The sequence below is a fragment of the Paraburkholderia sp. BL6665CI2N2 genome, assembly GCF_004366535.1.
Lineage (GTDB): Bacteria > Pseudomonadota > Gammaproteobacteria > Burkholderiales > Burkholderiaceae > Paraburkholderia.
In genome coordinates this window covers 4,850,125-4,865,976 of the sequence record NZ_SORC01000001.1, presented here as the reverse complement: position 1 = coordinate 4,865,976, position 15,852 = coordinate 4,850,125, and the positions used below count along the sequence as shown (strand labels likewise).

Below are 15,852 nucleotides of genomic sequence, written 5' to 3'. Positions count from 1 at the left end.
ACGATGACGCGAGTTCTCGACTATTTCAGCACGCTCGTCGCCGAAGACGACAGTCTTCCGCTGACCGAGGCGGCGCTCTCGCTCGCGCAGGACGCCTATCCCGATCTCGATCTGCAAGGCACGCTCGCCGAGATCGACGAGTTCGTGGTGCGCTTGCAGCGACGCATGCCGGACGACGCAAACATCAAGCAGAAGGTCGGCATTCTGAACCGGTTCTTCTTTCGCGAACTGGGTTTCGCCAGCAATCTCAACGACTATTACGACCCCGACAACAGCCATCTGAACGCGGTGCTCAAACGTCGCCGCGGTATTCCGATTTCGCTGGCGGTGCTGTATCTGGAAATGGCCGAACAGATCGGCGTGCCGGTGCGCGGCGTGTCGTTTCCCGGCCACTTCCTGTTGCGCGTAACCACGCCCGATGGCGACGTGATGCTCGATCCGACCAGCGGCCACTCGCTGTCCGAGTCGGAAATGGTGGAAATGCTGGAGCCGTATGTGGCCTCAGCAGGCGAATCGGTGAGCAGGGCGCTGCGCATGCTGCTCCAACCGGCCACGCGTCGCGAGATCATTGCGCGTATGCTGCGCAATCTGAAGTCCACGTATTTTCAGACGGAACGCTGGCAGCGTCTGCTGGCGGTGCAGCAGCGTCTCGTGATCCTGTTGCCGGAAAGTATCGAGGAAGTGCGTGATCGCGGCTTCGCTTATGCGCGGCTCGATTATCTGCGCCCCGCGGTCGAAGACCTCGAGCGCTATCTCGGCGACCGGCCGGATGCCGAGGACGCAACCGTAGTGGAATCGCAATTGCACGAACTGCGTCAGCGTGCTCAGCACGACGACGGCGAGTAAAAGCGCGCCCAGGCAACGGAGATTGCTGCCACCGCTCAAAACAAAACGCCTGCACAGGATCATTCATGTGCAGGCGTTTTTCTTTAGCGCGGTTTGTTTTGTGAAGCCGCGCGCTGCATGCCAGCTTATTTCGGCTGCATCCGGATCGCGCCGTCCAGTCGAATCACTTCGCCGTTGAGCATCGGATTGTCGAAGATCTGCTTGGCCAGCATCGCGTACTCGGCCGGTTTGCCGAGGCGCGGCGGGAACGGCACCATCGCGCCGAGCGCGTCCTGCACTTCCTGCGGCATGCCGAGCAGCATGGGCGTTTCGAAAATGCCCGGTGCGATCGTCATCACGCGGATCGCGTTGCGCGACAGGTCGCGTGCGATAGGCAGCGTCATGCCGGCCACACCGGCCTTGGATGCGGCATAAGCCGCCTGGCCGATCTGGCCGTCAAACGCGGCCACCGACGCCGTGTTGATGATCACGCCGCGCTCGCCATTCGCGTTCGGCTCGTTCTTCGACATGGCCGCGGCGGCGAGCCGGACCATGTTGAAGGTGCCGATCAGATTGATCGAGATGGTGCGCGCAAACGCGTCGAGTGGATGCGGCCCGTCCTTTCCGACCGTTTTGACGGCCGGCGCGACGCCCGCGCAATTGACGAGGCCGCGCAGCGTGCCGAGCCTGGTGGCGGCTTCGACGGCCTGGGTGGCGTCGTCTTCGCGGCTCACGTCGCATTTGACGAACACACCGCCGAGTTCCTTGGCGAGCGCCTCGCCCGCATCCACATTCAGGTCGGCGAGCACCACCTTGCCGCCGTTTTCGACGAACAGGCGCGCCGTGGCTGCGCCCAGTCCCGATGCACCGCCGGTGATCAGGAAAACGTTGTCGCGAATCTCCATGTCTTCTCCTTTGCTACGGTTCAGTAATGTCGAGATCGAATATCTTTTCGATAAACGATTGTAACGGCTATGCTGCAATGCGGAAAGCGAAGCGGGCAGGCGGCTGATTCAAGTGCCGTCGGCGGCATGCGAGCGGAGCGAAACGCTACGGATGGCTAATTAATATCAGGCCTGTGCGCGGAGAAATCGTTCGCTGCACTCGAACCCTTCGTTGCATAAAAAAACCCGCCGGCAAGGGCGGGTCTTTCCTGAAGCGAACACAGCGGAAACGAGCTTACTTCAACGCCTCGAACGCACGGTCACGAATTTCGTCGACGCTGCCCAGGCCCGAAATGCGCCGATACTGCGGCGCGGCCAACGGAGTCGACGAATCGCCGTTCTTCGCCCAGCTGTTGTAGTACTCGATCAGCGGCTTGGTTTGCGCCTCGTACACTTCCAGACGCTTCTTGACGGTTTCTTCCTTGTCGTCGTCGCGCTGGATCAGCGGTTCGCCGGTCACGTCGTCCACGCCTTCCACCTTCGGCGGATTGAACTTGACGTGATACGTACGGCCGGACGCCGCGTGCGAGCGGCGGCCGCTCATGCGCACGATGATCTCGTCGAACGGCACGTCGATCTCCAGCACGTAGTCGATCGGAACGCCGGCCTGCTTCATGGCTTCAGCTTGCGGAATGGTGCGCGGAAAACCGTCGAACAGATAGCCGTTCGCACAGTCCGGCTGCTGCAGACGCTCTTTCACCAGATTGATGATCAGTTCGTCCGTGACCAGTTCGCCGGCATCCATGAAGCGCTTCGCTTCGAGGCCGAGCGGCGTGCCGGCCTTGACGGCCGCGCGCAGCATGTCGCCGGTGGAAATCTGCGGAATGCCGAATTTTTCCTTGATGAAGTTTGCCTGAGTGCCCTTGCCCGCGCCGGGTGCACCCAAAAGGATCAAACGCATGTGATATCTCCAGATCTATGTGAATTCTTGGGTGGCGCTGCGGACATCCCACGAAAAGTCGAAAGACCCGCATCGGCTGCCGTTTGGTCTCGCGCTGCACGTCGACGACGGCGCTGCAAGACGGTAACGGCGCGACCGGGCAAACCCTGACTCTCGCGTGTAGCGGGAGGCGCGCACAACCGTCCGATTATGCCATGGGTTTTTACGCTCAAGACCCGAATAAGGCCTGCACGCGCGCGAGATCGGCGGGTGTGTCGACACCGGGCAGCGGCACGTCGTGCGTAACGAGCACCGCGATCCGTTCACCATGCCACATCGCGCGCAGTTGTTCGAGCGCTTCGACCTGTTCGATCGGCGAAATCGCGAGGCTGGGGTACGTACGCAGGAATTGCGCGCGATAGGCGTACAGCCCGATATGCCGATGAACCACCGCGGGCGCGGGCGGCGCGGGCATTGACGCGACATTCGGCCAGTGCGGCTGGTAGGCGTCGCGTGCCCAGGGAATCGGCGCGCGTGAGAAATACAGCGCGACGCCGCGCGCGTCGAGCACGACCTTGACGACGTTCGGATTGAAAATTTCCGCGGGGTCGGTGATCGGGTGCGCGGCGGTGGCGATCGCGCAGTCGTGGTTCGCTGCAAGGTGCGACGCAACGCCGCACACGAGCGCCGGATCGATCAGCGGTTCGTCGCCCTGCACGTTGACCACGATCGTGTCGTCGCTCCAGCCGAATTGCGCCGCGACTTCCGCGAGACGGTCCGTGCCGGACGGATGGTCCGCGCGCGTCAATACCGCTTCGAAGCCGTGCTCGCGGGCGGCGTCGAGCACCGCTTGCGCGTCCGAGGCGATCAGCACCTGCTGCGCGCCCGATTCGCGCGCGCGTTCGGCGACCCGCACCACCATCGGCTTGCCGCCGATGTCAGCGAGCGGCTTGTTGGGCAAACGCGTCGAGGCAAGTCGAGCCGGCACGACGGCGATGAACGGGGGAGTGGCGGTGTTGGCGTGGGTCATCAGCGAGGCAAGCGCAAAGACGGGCGGTGATAAAGCCGGAAGAAAGCGACCACGCATGCAGCGCGGCTGTGGACAGGCAAAACGATGAAAGCAGATCGCGACACGGGGCACGCCTTAAACACTGCCGCCGCGTGCGAGGGCGGCGAGGCTCAGGCCACGGAGCCCGGATTCAGATCCACTGGTGTGCCTTCCACCGTCTGCCGCGCTTCGTCGACCAGCATGACGGGAATGCCGTCGCGAATCGGATAGGCCAGCTTGTCCGCGTTGCAGATCAGCTCCTGCGCGGCGCGATCGTAGCTGAGCGGGCCCTTGCAGATCGGGCAAACGAGAATTTCAAGCAGGCGAGCGTCCACGAACTTTCTCCACAACTAGTGCAATGAGGCGATGATCGAGCGCGGCTTCGACCGGGACAACCCAGATGCGCGCGTCGTGCCAGGACCCCAATTTTACCGCATCCTTTTCCGTTATCAGGATGGCGTCGGCGTCCACGTCGGTAAAAGGATTGCGCTCGAACGCGTAATGATCCGGCAAGGCGCGCGTGGCGGGCGTGAGGCCGGCGGCGCGCAACGTCGCGAAAAAACGCTCCGGCGCGCCGATGCCGGCCGCGGCCAGCACGCGATCGCCGCTGAATTGCGCGAGCGGACGGCGCAACGCGGGATTGTCCAGATGCCATGCGTCGGCGGGCGCGAGTTGCAGCGCGAAGGTATTCGGCCACGCGGGCAGCGTGCGCGCGTACGGATCGTTGATGAGCGTGGCGTCGCGGCGTCGCGACAGCGGCTCGCGCAGCGGTCCGGCCGGCAGCAGGAAACCGTTGCCGCCGAGCCGGTGATCGAACACGACCAGTTCGGCGTCGCGTTCGAGCCGGTAGTGCTGCAAGCCGTCGTCGCTCACGATCACGTCGACTTCGCGGTGCGCGGCGCACAGCGCCTGCGCAGCCGCCACGCGATCCGGACAGACCCACACCGGCGCGCCGGTGCGGCGCGCAATCAGAAGCGGTTCGTCGCCGCCGACGCTTGCCGCCGAGGTCGGCGTGACCCTCGTCGCCGATTTCACGCGCGCGCCGTAGCCGCGCGATACGACGCCGGGTTTGAAGCCCGCGGCGCGTAACGCTTCGACCAGCGCGATCACGGTCGGCGTCTTGCCGGTGCCGCCGACAGTCACATTACCGACCACCACCACGGGCACCCCGATGCGCACCGATTTCAACCAGCCGAACGAAAAGGCGGCGCGGCGCGCGGCGGCAATTGCGCCGAACACACAGGCGAACGGCGACAGCGCCCAGGCAAGCGGCCCGCGCTGCTGCCATTCGCGCGCAAGGCGTGCCTCGAGACGGTCGTTGACGCCGCTCATGGGCACGTCGCGCAAACAACCGGCGCGCCGCTTAGGCAAAGGCGGCCGGACGGCGGCGTGAAGGAGCTAGGCGCAATACGCGGGGCAAGCATCAACGCGGTTCTCCGGACTATGAAAGTGAGGTGAAAAATGAATCTGCGTGGTATGGCGGCCGGCGTGCGCAGTGTGCCGCAATGCTGGACGCCCCGGCGCGTTCGGCATGCCGTCGAGCCCGCCACTCTAGCGCGCCGGCGTCCCGCCCGGCAAGTCGCGCGCCGCGCGCCGCGCGACGAGGTAACGCTTCCAGCGCGGCCCGCAGCCTGTGGATAACTTTGTGGAGAACCTGCCGTCCCACGGGCGCAAAGGGCCGTTCCATGCGCCCGGTATCGGTAGTCATTCTCTTTAATGAGATGTAAACGCCATATAAATCAACGACATGCCTACAATTCATGCGGCCGGGCGGGCGATCTGGCGGGATCTGTCTGGCCAGTCCCGCCATGTGGACACTTTTAACAATTCGAGCGCCGCGCTGGACGCGGATGGCCGGTCGGTCTATCGTCTGTCCGGCCAGCCACACTTATTCCTCGCATGAATCCCGAAAGCCCTTTTTCCTCGTCGGCGACGCCCGGCGGTGAAGTCGTCGTTCCCGTTTCTGCACTTAATCGCGCGATCGGCACGATGCTGGAACGTTCGTTTCCTCTCGTCTGGGTTGCCGGCGAAGTGTCGAACTTCACGCGCGCCGCGAGCGGCCATTGGTATTTCTCGATCAAGGACGCGCAGGCGCAGATGCGCTGCGTGATGTTTCGAGGGCGGGCGCAATACGCCGAATTCACGCCGCGTGAGGGCGACCGCATCGAAGTGCGCGCGCTGGTGACGATGTACGAGCCGCGCGGCGAACTGCAGTTGAACGTGGAAGCGGTGCGGCGCACCGGCCAGGGGCGTCTCTACGAAGCGTTCCTCCGGCTGAAAGCGCAGCTCGAAGCCGAAGGTCTCTTTGCCGCTGAACGCAAACGCGCGTTGCCGTCGCATCCGCGTTCGATTGGGATCGTCACGTCGTTGCAGGCCGCGGCGTTGCGCGACGTCCTGACCACGCTGTCGCGGCGCGCGCCGCATATTCCGGTGATCGTCTATCCGGCACCGGTGCAGGGCGTCGGCGTGAGTAGCAAGCTGGCGGCAATGGTCGACGCCGCCAACGCACGGCGCGAGGTCGACGTGCTAATCGTGTGCCGTGGCGGCGGCTCGATCGAAGACCTGTGGGCGTTCAACGAGGAAGTGCTGGCGCGCGCGATCGCGGAAAGCGCGATTCCCGTGGTGAGCGGCGTGGGCCACGAAACCGATTTCACCATCGCCGACTTCGCCGCGGACGTACGCGCACCGACGCCGACCGGCGCCGCCGAACTCGTCAGTCCGCAGCGCGTGCTGCTCTTGCGCGAACTCGATCATCGTCACGCGACGCTCGCGCGCGGTTTCGGCCGCATGATGGAGCGGCGCGCCCAGCAACTCGACTGGCTCGCGCGCCGGCTGGTGTCGCCCGCCGAGCGGCTCGCGCGGCAACGCACGCATTTGCAGCAATTGAGCGTGCGGCTCGCGTCGGCGGGCGCGCGTCCGGTGCGTGACGCACGAGCGCGGTTTTCGCTGCTGCAGATGCGCTGGCAGCGCTGGCGTCCCGATCTCGCCGGGCATCAGGCAAAACTCGGCAATCTTTCGCAACGTCTGGACGCGGCTTTGTTACGCCAGCATGAACGTCAGACCGCGCGCATCGACACGCTCGCCGCGCGTCTCGAAGTGCTGAGTCCGCAGCGTACGCTTGAGCGTGGATACGCTGCCGTGCTCGATGCGCAGAGCGGGCGAGCAGTGCGCGCGCCGTCGTCGCTGAAGCCGGGGCGGCGCCTCACGGTGCATCTCGCGGAAGGCGCCGCGGACATCGCGCTGGCCGATGTGCAACCACGCCTGACCGACGGTTTCTGACACTTCGCCGACAGCATCCGCAGCCGTACTTTTGACCGTCGCGAGCCTTGGGCACACGGTGTGCGCCAGCACTAATTGCGCTGTGAATGCGGCATGTTCGCCGATGCCGGGCATAAAGTCCGTTGGTTTGCGGGGTTATTCCAACTCGCCTACAATCGAGTGCTCAAAAGCGTTATCCGCAGACTCCCCCACAACAGATACAGACAGAAGGAAAGATCATGGAACATACGCTCCCGCCGCTGCCGTTCGCGAAAAACGCACTCGTTCCGCACATGTCGGAAGAGACGCTCGAATATCACTACGGCAAGCATCACCAGACCTATGTCACCAACCTGAACAATCTGATCAAGGGCACGGAGTTCGAGAACCTGTCGCTCGAAGAAATCGTCAAGAAGGCATCGGGCGGCGTGTTCAACAACGCAGCTCAAGTGTGGAATCACACCTTCTTCTGGAACAGCCTGTCGCCGCAAGGTGGCGGTGCGCCGACCGGCGCCCTCGCTGACGCGATCAACGCCAAGTGGGGTTCGTTCGACAAGTTCAAGGAAGAGTTCGCCAAGACCGCAGTCGGCACGTTCGGCTCGGGCTGGGCATGGCTCGTGAAGAAGGCCGACGGCTCGCTCGACCTGGTCTCGACGAGCAACGCCGCAACGCCGCTGACCACGGACGCGAAGGCACTGCTGACGATCGACGTGTGGGAACACGCCTACTACATCGACTATCGCAATGCGCGTCCGAAGTTCGTCGAAGCGTATTGGAACATCGTCAACTGGGCATTCGCGTCGAAGAACTTCGCGTGAGTTTGCCGGTGAGTTTGAAGGCAGCGCTGCTGGCGGGATGATCCGGTCACGGCGTTGAGCGTCAGGCTCCCAGGAAGTTGCAGGAAGAAAGCCCTCGCATGCGAGGGCTTTCTTTTTTCTGGCTTGGCTTACTGGCGCGCACAGGTGCGTCGAAGCGTCCTGTCTCGGCCTCCGCCAGAGATGCATAGGATTGCTTTTCACACGACACGCCGCCTGAATCTTGTCACAGTTCGTAACGGCGCCAGACCTTCCAATTGGCATTCAGCCTGCCGACGCCGCGTCTGGATGGCGGCGGAAAAAATACGGTAACTATCTCGTAAACAAAGCACGCGTAAATTGGCCTAACGTATGGTTTCCCTATGAAGAAACGTGCGCCACCATGATCTCAAGTCCTAAATCGATACGCGTCGCACTGCCTGTGGCAGCGGTCGCGCTCGCGCTCCTTGGCGGTTGCGCGGTGGCGCCGCCGAGTGGTCCTTCCATCGTCGCGCTGCCGCGCAGCGGCGAGCCGCTCGATCAGTTCCAGCAGGACGACTACACCTGTCGCGACTACGCGTATCGCTCGACCAACGCGACCGGCGCCTCGCAGGCCGCGACCACGAACAGCGTCAATAGCGCGGCTATTGGCACGCTCGGCGGTGCCGCTGTCGGTGCGCTCATCGGCGCGGCAGCGGGCAATGCCGGCGCGGGTGCGGCGATTGGCGCGGGCAGCGGCTTGCTGGTCGGCGGCGCTGCCGGCGCGAACGGCGCGCAGTATGCCGGCGGTAGCCTTCAGGCGCAGTACGACGCGGCATACGCGCAGTGCATGACGTCCAAGGGCAATACGATTTCGCAACCGCAAGTGCCGGTCTACGTGCCGCAGCCTGTGTACGCGCCGCAACCGGTATATGTTGCGCCGCCGCCGCGTTACTACGGGCCGCCGCCGGTAATGTATTCCCCCTATCCGTACTACTGATCGAATTCCGCCGGGCACACTCATCCGCTGAATCGCGTCGCCGTTATCTATTGCCTCGGATGGCGGAGAGAGGCGACACGATGGCGATAAACGCCTTTGCAAACGGCGTACGGTTAATCAGCCGTAAGTGCGATGAAGGTATTCAGCGAGCGGGAGCCGCGCGTGGCGGACTCTTCTCTTGCGGCTCGCGACTGAGTCACGGCGCGCACCCGTCGTTGTGCGCAGCCGACCGTCGCGCCGTTCAGGAGACGAGGCGATCATGCGAATCTCGCAAGCTGGCGTTGAGGCCTCCGGGCTGGGCGCGTGGACCCGTCGGGGCACGATAGTGGCGCTGATCGCCGTCGCCTCCTGTTTCGCGTCGTGTGGCGGCGGTGGTTCTGGCGGCACGTCCGGGGTGGGCTCCGGGTCGGCGAGCGGAAGCGGAAGCGGCACATCGGGCGGCTCGGATTCAGGTTCGGGTAGCACAGGGAGCAGCGGTACAGGTTCGGGCACCGGCTCGACCAACGGCACCGGCACTGGAACAAACGGCACCGGCAGCACGCCGTCAGCGGTGACGGCCTACGCCACCGACGTCCTCATGCATCACAACGATATCGGCCGCACTGGTCAGATGCTCGCCGAGACCACGCTCACACCGGCGAACGTCAATTCGGCGAGCTTCGGCAAAGTCGCGTTTCTTGCCGCGGACGGCAAGGTCGACGGGCAGCCGCTCTTCGTCACCAGTCTGTCGATCGGCGGCGCGGCGCACGACGTGGTGTACGTGGTCACCGAACACGATAGCGTCTACGCGTACGACGCCACCTCTTTCGCGCAACTGTGGAAGGTCTCGTTGATCGGCAGCGGCGAAACGCCCAGCGACGATCACGGATGCCCAGACATCACCCCCGAGATCGGCATTACGTCGACGCCGGTCATCGACCGCAGTCGCGGCACGAATGGCGTGCTGTATGCCGTGGCCATGACGAAGGACAGCGGCGGCGGCTACCATCACAGGCTGCACGCGCTCGATCTGGCCACCGGCGCCGAAGTGCTCGGCGGCCCGACGGAAATCGCAGCGACTTATCCGGGCAACGGCGCGGGCAGCGTCAACGGCGTGATTACCTTCAACCCGTCGCTGCATACGGAGCGCGCGGCACTCACGCTGGTCGGCGGCAACATCTACATGGGGTGGACCGCGCACTGCATGGGGGGGGCGTACACCGGCTGGATGATGGCGTATAGCGCCGGCACGCTGAAACAGACCAGCGTGCTCAACATCACGCCGAACGGCAGTCAGGGCTCGATCTGGATGGCCGGCTCGGGCATGGCGTCGGACGGCACGTCGCTCTATGTCGTAGACGGCAACGGCACGTTCGGCACCACGCTGAACGCGGCGGGTTTTCCGGTCGACGGCGACTTCGGCGACTCGATGATGAAGCTCTCGTTGGGCACTCTGCAGGTCACCGACTATTTCGCGATGTCGGATGTCGTCACGCAAGCGGCCACCGACAACGATTTCGGCTCGGGTGGCGCGATGGTCCTGCCGGATCAGACCACGGCAAGCGGCGTCGTCAAGCATCTGGCGGTGGCGGCCGGCAAGGACAACCACATCTACGTCGTCGATCGCGATTCAATGGGCAAATTCAACCCGACGTCGAACAATATCTGGCAGGAGCTGATCGGTACGCTGGCCGGTGGCATCTGGGGATCGCCCGCTTACTACAATGGCGTGGTCTATTACGGCGGCCTGAACGACAACCTGAAAGCATTGCCGGTCTCGGGAGCGTTTCTCGCGACGACAGCTGCATCGAGGAGCCCGACCACGTTCCCGTATCCGGGGGCGACGCCAGCCGTATCGGCGAACGGCGCGAGCAATGGGATAGTCTGGGCCGCGGAAAACGGCACGACCGGCGCTTTGCATGCCTATAACGCGGGCAATCTTGCTGTCGAGTTGTACAACAGCAACCAGGCCGGCACGCGCGATCAATGGGGCGCGGGCAACAAATTCATCACGCCGATGATCGCTCGCGGCAAGGTATATGTCGGCGCGACGAACGGCGTGGCAGTGTTCGGATTGTTGTGAGCGGAAAGGAGCGCGGAGGCTTGCTGTCTGCCGCTGAGCCTGGGTAGCGGCACCCGCCTCGGCGCCGCTACACGTCACGCCGAATGAATCAACCTCACTCCGCGTCGCTCGTCGCGGCCGTCTTACGCGGACGACGACTGCGCGCCGCGGTCTTGCGCGCGGCCTTTTTTGCCGGCGCGGGCGCTTCTTCCGCTGTGGCAGTCGCCGCCGGCGCTTCAGCAGGCGCGGCGATTTCCGGAATGTCGTCGATGCTTCGCGGCGCGGTCTTCTTCGCTTTCTTCGCAGCGGTCTTGCGCGGCGCGCGTTCATTGCGGCGCTTGGGCTGCTTGGCGCTTGTATCACGCTCGTCCGCCTGGCTGCCGGAGCCGTCCGGTTCTTCGGCCGTCACGGTTTCCCGCGCCGCCCACGGCGCTTCCGGCTCTGCCCAAGGCGTTTCCGGCGGCTCAAAAATGAACTCGGCATTTGCCGGCGTTTGCGCGAGCACATCGTCCGGTCGGGGCCGACTGCCGCCGCCCTGTTCGACGGCCGGGCGCTCTTCTTGAACAGCCTCATGTTGGCCGCGTCCTGCTTTGCGATTACCTCGCCCGCGGCGGCGGGACTCGTGTTTGCCGCCGGACTCGGCGATCACCGTTTCGGCGACCTGCGCCTCATACAACTGTTCCGCCGACTCCACGATTTCAGCAGGTTCGCCCATGTTGTCGCTGGCCACATTCGCAGCCGTGCTCCGATACACATAGGCACCCGACTTTTCGTCACGGCCGAACTCGAGCAGCCCACGCGCATGCGCTTCTTCAAGCAAATTGCCGAAAGCGCGAAAGCCGTAGTACGTCTCGTTGAAATCCGGCTTGCGGCGCTTGATCGCGTTCTTCAGCACCGACGCCCAGATCTTGCCGCTGTCGCCGCGTTCGGAGGCAAGTGCGTCGAACGTTTGCACCGCGATCTCGACCGCCTTGGTGCGGCGTTTTTCGAGGTCTTCCTTGTTGCGGGTCTTCTCCTCGTCGGGCGCGCGTTTGGCCGCCGGCTGGGCGGCTTGTTGCGGGCGCGACGACTCGCGCTTGGCGACCGTGCGCTGACTCTCGCGCACGAGGTCGTCGTAGAAGAAGAACTCGTCGCAGTTCGCGACCAGTAGATCGGACGTGGATTGCTGCACGCCGACGCCGATCACCTGCTTCGCGTTCTCACGCAGCTTCGACACCAGCGGCGAAAAATCCGAATCGCCGCTGATGATCACGAACGTATTGACGTGCGATTTCGTGTAGCAGAGGTCGAGCGCGTCGACCACGAGCCGGATGTCGGCGGAATTCTTGCCCGATTGGCGCACGTGGGGAATCTCGATCAATTCGAAATTGGCCTCGTGCATCGCACCTTTGAAACTCTTGTAGCGATCCCAGTCGCAATACGCTTTCTTCACGACAATGCTGCCCTTGAGCAGCAGACGTTCGAGCACCAGCTTGATATCGAACTTGTCGTACTTCGCGTCGCGCACGCCGAGCGCGACGTTTTCGAAGTCGCAGAATAGCGCCATGCTGACGGTTTCGTTGGATGACGCCATGGTTTTCTCCCTTGAAGCGATCGTCGAATTCGACGAATCGCGACCATGATAGCGATTCCAGCGGAGGTGATCAGGCTTTTGTCTTGCGGGCGCACCGACGCGCACGGCATGAACCCGCGACGACGCGCGGTTCTTGTGACGTTCTCCAAGGTTTTTGCAGGCCAGTCGACGTTGTGTCGGAACGGTTCCCCGGTCACAGTTCAACGGCGTTGGATAGCAGCGAATCGACCGTGCAGGCCGCTTCGTCACCTATCCCCGTGATACGACGCGACATTCAGCGCAGCGCGTGTTTCCAGCACCTCGTCGACGAGACCGTACGTCTTTGCGGACTGTGCTGACATGAAGTTGTCGCGGTCGGTGTCGCGGGCGATTTCCTCGATGCTGCGCCCGGTGCGCTCCGCCATCATGGCATTCAGCCGTTCGCGCAAATAGAGCACTTCCTTCGCCTGAATTTCGACGTCTGCCGCCGTGCCCTGGCTGCCGCCCGACGGCTGGTGAATCATGATGCGCGCGTTGGGCAGCGCATACCGCTTGCCGCGCTGACCGGCAGTCAGCAGAAAGGTGCCCATGCTTGCGGCAAAGCCGGTGCACAAGGTCGATACCTCCGGTTTGATGAACTGCATGGTGTCGTAGATCGCGAGGCCGTCGTACACCGAACCGCCCGGCGAATTAATGTAAAAAGAAATATCCTTGTCAGGGTTCTCGGACTCCAGAAACAGCAGCTGCGCCACAATCAGACTGGCCGATTGTTCGTTCACGGGCCCGACCAGAAACACGATGCGTTCACGCAGCAAACGCGAATAGATGTCGTAGGCGCGCTCGCCGCGGCCGGACTGCTCGATCACCGTGGGCACGAGGCCGAGGCCGGTAATGGTTGGATAGCTGGAATGCATATTGACCTCGTGTATGCGGCGTGGGTGACCGCGGGATGTGCGCAGCGCATGGCTTCATGGCACGAAGCCTCCAGGTGTGCCTCCGCCGATCCGGAACCTGCGCATTCATTGCGCAGGTTGTTGTCCCTATGACGACGCGACGCAGCGCGACGTGACAGAAATATTTTTTTGTGAGGCTGTCACATCGTTGGATGCCCAGACGTCAAGACAAAATGAGTCAGGATGTCGGCGCGCGCCCGGTTCACTTCGCAGGCAGGGCGCCGCGCTTTTCACCACGCACGATCTGGAGGTCTGCATATGACGGAACAAGGAATCGACAAGGCATCCAGCTTCGAGGCCGCGCGCGCTCGCCTGCTTGCGCTGGCGTACCGCATGCTCGGCAGCCGCGCCGAAGCGGAAGACGTGGTGCAGGACGTGGCGTTGAAATGGCACCTCGCGGACACGCACGAGGTGCAAGTACCCGCCGCCTGGCTCACCACGATCACCACGCGTGTGGCGATCGACAGGCTGCGACGCGTGCAGCGCGAACGCGCGTCGCAAGCCGACGGCTGGTTGCCGGAGTTGTGGCTCGACGAGGTGGCGCCATCGGCGGAAGAACTGGCCTTGCGCGCGGCCGAGATGTCCTATGGTGTGATGTTGCTGCTCGAGCGCCTGAAACCCGACGAACGGGCCGCGTTCGTGCTGCACGAAGCCTTTGATTGTGACTACGCGGAAATCGCCGCGATACTCGAACGAACGCCGGCGACGTGCCGCCAGATCGTCCATCGGGCCAAGGCGCGCGTGCAGCGCGCGGGCGCGCCGATCGAGCCACCGGATCCCGCAGCGCATGCACGGATCGTGGAGCGCTTGCGCACGGCGCTGGAGGCACAGGACCGGGCCGGTCTATTGCAGCTCTTCAGTGACGCGCCTCAAGTGGTCAGCGACGCGCCGGTGTGCGCAGCGCTGAGCACGTGCGAACCGGCGGCGGCAGGGTGGATGGACACGGTAACGTCGCTCGTCGAGCACGCGAGCAACGCGGAGACAGTGTCGGTGGCGGGCACACTGTGTATCGCCTTGCTCTTCGAGGGCGACGTCGTCGGGGTGCTCGACGTGTCCGCGAACAGCCTGGGAGATGGCTCAACGAAGATCGTCTCCATGCGCGTGGTGACCAGCGCGGCGCGTCTGCAGGCCACCAACAGTATGCTGGGCCGCGCGGCGGTCAGGCAACTGCTTGCGCGGATCCAGCAGCGCGCTATGAGCTCAGTTGCGGTGGGCCGCGACTTCCCAGTTGATGTCCACGCATAGCACCTGTGTGCCCGTCGGTGTGTGCGCGGCGATCGAGGCGGTCACGCACAGATGCGCTTCGTTAATGGACAGATAAGGCGGCGTGAGATGCACCTGGCCGGGCGTACGCATCGCCTGGATAAAGTATGGCCGGCGTTCCCAACTAGCGCCTTCCGAATGCAGTAGCGGGCGGAAACGCTTGGCGCGTTGCGAGGCGCGCCCCGGCGGGAGCACGTTGTCGCCGATCTGCCGGCCCGACCCGTCGAGCACGAAGCAACGTGCCGTCTCGCCGAGCATTAGAAGCGGCGCAGTGGCTTGTGCTACCGACTCGCCGGCCACCAGTTGCGCGGCCGCGGTTTCGAGCGCCGTGACATACGGTGCGAGCCGCGCCGATTGTGCGTGTTCACGCGCGGTGACCCGCGCGCGCAGCGCCGCGGAAAGCGAGTCCATCAAGCCGGCCGCCGCTTGCGGCTTGACCGGTTCGACGCTCGGGCCCGCGAAGAACGCGCCTTGCACGAAGTCCACGTTGCATTCCAGGGCGATCAGCGCATCGCGTTCGGTGCTCAGGCCGCCCATCAGCACCAGTTGGCCGGATTCGTGCAGCAGCGAGACGAGGCCCGGCAGCACGCGTTCAATGTGCGAATGTTCGCTCGCTTGCGCGAGAATGCAGCGGTCGAGCGTGACGATATCCGGCCGCAGATTCCACACGCGGTCAATGTTCGAATGTTTCGCGCCGAAGCCGTCGAGCGCGATCAGGAAGCCGGATTTACGCAGCGCATCGACGATCTCGGCAAAGCGCGTCGTTTCACCGCCTGCCTGTTCGGACACTTCAAGCACTACGCGCTGCGGCGGCAGGCCGAGCGCCTTGAGGCCCGCGAGCAGCGCGTCGCCGTAACTGGTGTCCATCAGCGCTGCAGGGTGCAGGCTCAGGAAGAGCCATTCGTCGTGACTGTCGAACGCGTTGAAGTTGCCCAGGTGCAGCGATTCGGCGAGCCGCCCGAGTTCGAGCAGATCGCCGCGTCGCGCGGCTTGCGTGAAAACCTCGTGGGACGGCACTTGCAGCGCGTGTTCGTCGTGAGCGCGCAGCGAAGCGTGATAGCCGATCGCACGCCGGTGCGACACGGAGAAAACCGGCTGGAACACGCTGAACACGGTGTAGCCGCCATACAGAACGGTGCGCCGGGAGCCTTCGTCGCCGGCCATCGGGCGGGGAGGCTGGAAGCCGGGAGGATCGAGGTCGATCATGCTCATCATGTCAGTCGTGTGGAGTTGGCTGCGCGCCTGCATGCTCGGCACTGGTTCGCACGCGCAAAATGTGAGTTTACAGGATAGAAGAGCAAGAACTATGCGCGTG

14 protein-coding genes are annotated in these 15,852 nt (G+C 63.9%); 6 read left to right on the top strand and 8 right to left on the bottom strand.

The window, feature by feature from the left end:
* Nucleotides 1–3: 3 nt before the first annotated feature.
* The gene (locus B0G81_RS21725) at nt 4–846 is read left to right on the top strand and encodes a SirB1 family protein (RefSeq protein WP_134138301.1); all 843 of its coding nucleotides are present in this window, start codon (nt 4–6) and stop codon (nt 844–846) included.
* Nucleotides 847–971: 125 nt separating this feature from the next.
* On the opposite strand, the gene B0G81_RS21720 is transcribed toward B0G81_RS21725, so the two are convergent.
* The 5 genes from B0G81_RS21720 to lpxK all read right to left on the bottom strand — a co-directional run bounded on the left by B0G81_RS21720 (nt 972) and on the right by lpxK (nt 5,029).
* Complete coding sequence (locus B0G81_RS21720; protein ID WP_116118170.1) at nt 972–1,730, bottom strand: 3-hydroxyacyl-CoA dehydrogenase; 759 nt, start codon at nt 1,728–1,730, stop codon at nt 972–974.
* A gap of 274 nt (nt 1,731–2,004) precedes the next feature.
* Nucleotides 2,005–2,670 (bottom strand): adenylate kinase, encoded by a 666-nt coding sequence (adk, locus tag B0G81_RS21715; RefSeq protein ID WP_134138300.1) that lies wholly within the window; start codon nt 2,668–2,670, stop codon nt 2,005–2,007.
* Between the two features lie 208 nt (nt 2,671–2,878).
* Nucleotides 2,879–3,679 carry a 3-deoxy-manno-octulosonate cytidylyltransferase gene (kdsB, locus tag B0G81_RS21710; protein ID WP_134138299.1) on the bottom strand — a complete coding sequence of 267 codons (801 nt, stop codon included), beginning with the start codon at nt 3,677–3,679 and terminating at the stop codon, nt 2,879–2,881.
* A gap of 149 nt (nt 3,680–3,828) precedes the next feature.
* Nucleotides 3,829–4,032, bottom strand: coding sequence for a Trm112 family protein (locus tag B0G81_RS21705; protein WP_007180583.1), 204 nt, complete (start codon nt 4,030–4,032; stop codon nt 3,829–3,831).
* Nucleotides 4,013–5,029 carry a tetraacyldisaccharide 4'-kinase gene (gene lpxK / locus B0G81_RS21700; RefSeq protein WP_134138298.1) on the bottom strand — a complete coding sequence of 339 codons (1,017 nt, stop codon included), beginning with the start codon at nt 5,027–5,029 and terminating at the stop codon, nt 4,013–4,015. The genes B0G81_RS21705 and lpxK overlap by 20 nt, the downstream gene beginning before the upstream one ends.
* A gap of 567 nt (nt 5,030–5,596) precedes the next feature.
* On the opposite strand from lpxK, the gene xseA reads away from it, so the two are divergent.
* The 4 genes from xseA (at nt 5,597) to B0G81_RS21680 (ending at nt 10,790) form a co-directional block, all read left to right on the top strand.
* The gene (gene xseA / locus B0G81_RS21695; protein ID WP_106283447.1) at nt 5,597–6,976 is read left to right on the top strand and encodes an exodeoxyribonuclease VII large subunit; all 1,380 of its coding nucleotides are present in this window, start codon (nt 5,597–5,599) and stop codon (nt 6,974–6,976) included.
* Nucleotides 6,977–7,194: 218 nt separating this feature from the next.
* Entirely contained in the window at nt 7,195–7,773 is a 579-nt protein-coding gene (sodB, locus tag B0G81_RS21690; RefSeq protein ID WP_106283446.1) for a superoxide dismutase [Fe], read from the top strand.
* Nucleotides 7,774–8,152: 379 nt separating this feature from the next.
* Nucleotides 8,153–8,728: a YMGG-like glycine zipper-containing protein gene (locus B0G81_RS21685; protein ID WP_106283445.1), complete on the top strand. Its 576-nt coding sequence runs from the start codon at nt 8,153–8,155 to the stop codon at nt 8,726–8,728.
* Between the two features lie 259 nt (nt 8,729–8,987).
* Nucleotides 8,988–10,790 (top strand): pyrrolo-quinoline quinone, encoded by a 1,803-nt coding sequence (locus B0G81_RS21680; protein ID WP_134138297.1) that lies wholly within the window; start codon nt 8,988–8,990, stop codon nt 10,788–10,790.
* Nucleotides 10,791–10,884: 94 nt separating this feature from the next.
* On the opposite strand, the gene B0G81_RS21675 is transcribed toward B0G81_RS21680, so the two are convergent.
* On the bottom strand, nt 10,885–12,342 hold the full coding sequence (locus B0G81_RS21675) for an NYN domain-containing protein (protein WP_134138296.1): 1,458 nt from the start codon (nt 12,340–12,342) through the stop codon (nt 10,885–10,887).
* Between the two features lie 245 nt (nt 12,343–12,587).
* Entirely contained in the window at nt 12,588–13,235 is a 648-nt protein-coding gene (gene clpP / locus B0G81_RS21670) for an ATP-dependent Clp endopeptidase proteolytic subunit ClpP (RefSeq protein WP_116118163.1), read from the bottom strand.
* A 297-nt stretch (nt 13,236–13,532) separates the two neighbouring features.
* Between clpP and B0G81_RS21665 the strand changes: the two genes are divergently transcribed.
* The gene (locus tag B0G81_RS21665; protein WP_134138295.1) at nt 13,533–14,519 is read left to right on the top strand and encodes a sigma-70 family RNA polymerase sigma factor; all 987 of its coding nucleotides are present in this window, start codon (nt 13,533–13,535) and stop codon (nt 14,517–14,519) included.
* Here the strand turns inward: B0G81_RS21665 and B0G81_RS21660 are convergent.
* Nucleotides 14,475–15,749, bottom strand: a complete 1,275-nt coding sequence (locus tag B0G81_RS21660; protein ID WP_116119633.1) for an EAL domain-containing protein — start codon at nt 15,747–15,749, stop codon at nt 14,475–14,477. The two genes, B0G81_RS21665 and B0G81_RS21660, sit on opposite strands and share 45 nt — an antisense overlap.
* Nucleotides 15,750–15,852: the final 103 nt, after the last annotated feature.

Excerpts from the sequence above, each read along its gene's own strand:
- B0G81_RS21725 (WP_134138301.1), top strand. The coding sequence starts at position 4 with ATGACGCGAGTTCTCGACTATTTCAGCACGCTCGTCGCCGAAGACGAC.
- B0G81_RS21720 (WP_116118170.1), bottom strand. The coding sequence starts at position 1,730 with ATGGAGATTCGCGACAACGTTTTCCTGATCACCGGCGGTGCATCGGGA.
- adk (WP_134138300.1), bottom strand. The coding sequence starts at position 2,670 with ATGCGTTTGATCCTTTTGGGTGCACCCGGCGCGGGCAAGGGCACTCAG.
- kdsB (WP_134138299.1), bottom strand. The coding sequence starts at position 3,679 with ATGACCCACGCCAACACCGCCACTCCCCCGTTCATCGCCGTCGTGCCG.
- lpxK (WP_134138298.1), bottom strand. The coding sequence starts at position 5,029 with ATGAGCGGCGTCAACGACCGTCTCGAGGCACGCCTTGCGCGCGAATGG.
- xseA (WP_106283447.1), top strand. The coding sequence starts at position 5,597 with ATGAATCCCGAAAGCCCTTTTTCCTCGTCGGCGACGCCCGGCGGTGAA.
- sodB (WP_106283446.1), top strand. The coding sequence starts at position 7,195 with ATGGAACATACGCTCCCGCCGCTGCCGTTCGCGAAAAACGCACTCGTT.
- B0G81_RS21685 (WP_106283445.1), top strand. The coding sequence starts at position 8,153 with ATGATCTCAAGTCCTAAATCGATACGCGTCGCACTGCCTGTGGCAGCG.
- B0G81_RS21680 (WP_134138297.1), top strand. The coding sequence starts at position 8,988 with ATGCGAATCTCGCAAGCTGGCGTTGAGGCCTCCGGGCTGGGCGCGTGG.
- B0G81_RS21675 (WP_134138296.1), bottom strand. The coding sequence starts at position 12,342 with ATGGCGTCATCCAACGAAACCGTCAGCATGGCGCTATTCTGCGACTTC.
- clpP (WP_116118163.1), bottom strand. The coding sequence starts at position 13,235 with ATGCATTCCAGCTATCCAACCATTACCGGCCTCGGCCTCGTGCCCACG.
- B0G81_RS21665 (WP_134138295.1), top strand. The coding sequence starts at position 13,533 with ATGACGGAACAAGGAATCGACAAGGCATCCAGCTTCGAGGCCGCGCGC.
- B0G81_RS21660 (WP_116119633.1), bottom strand. The coding sequence starts at position 15,749 with ATGAGCATGATCGACCTCGATCCTCCCGGCTTCCAGCCTCCCCGCCCG.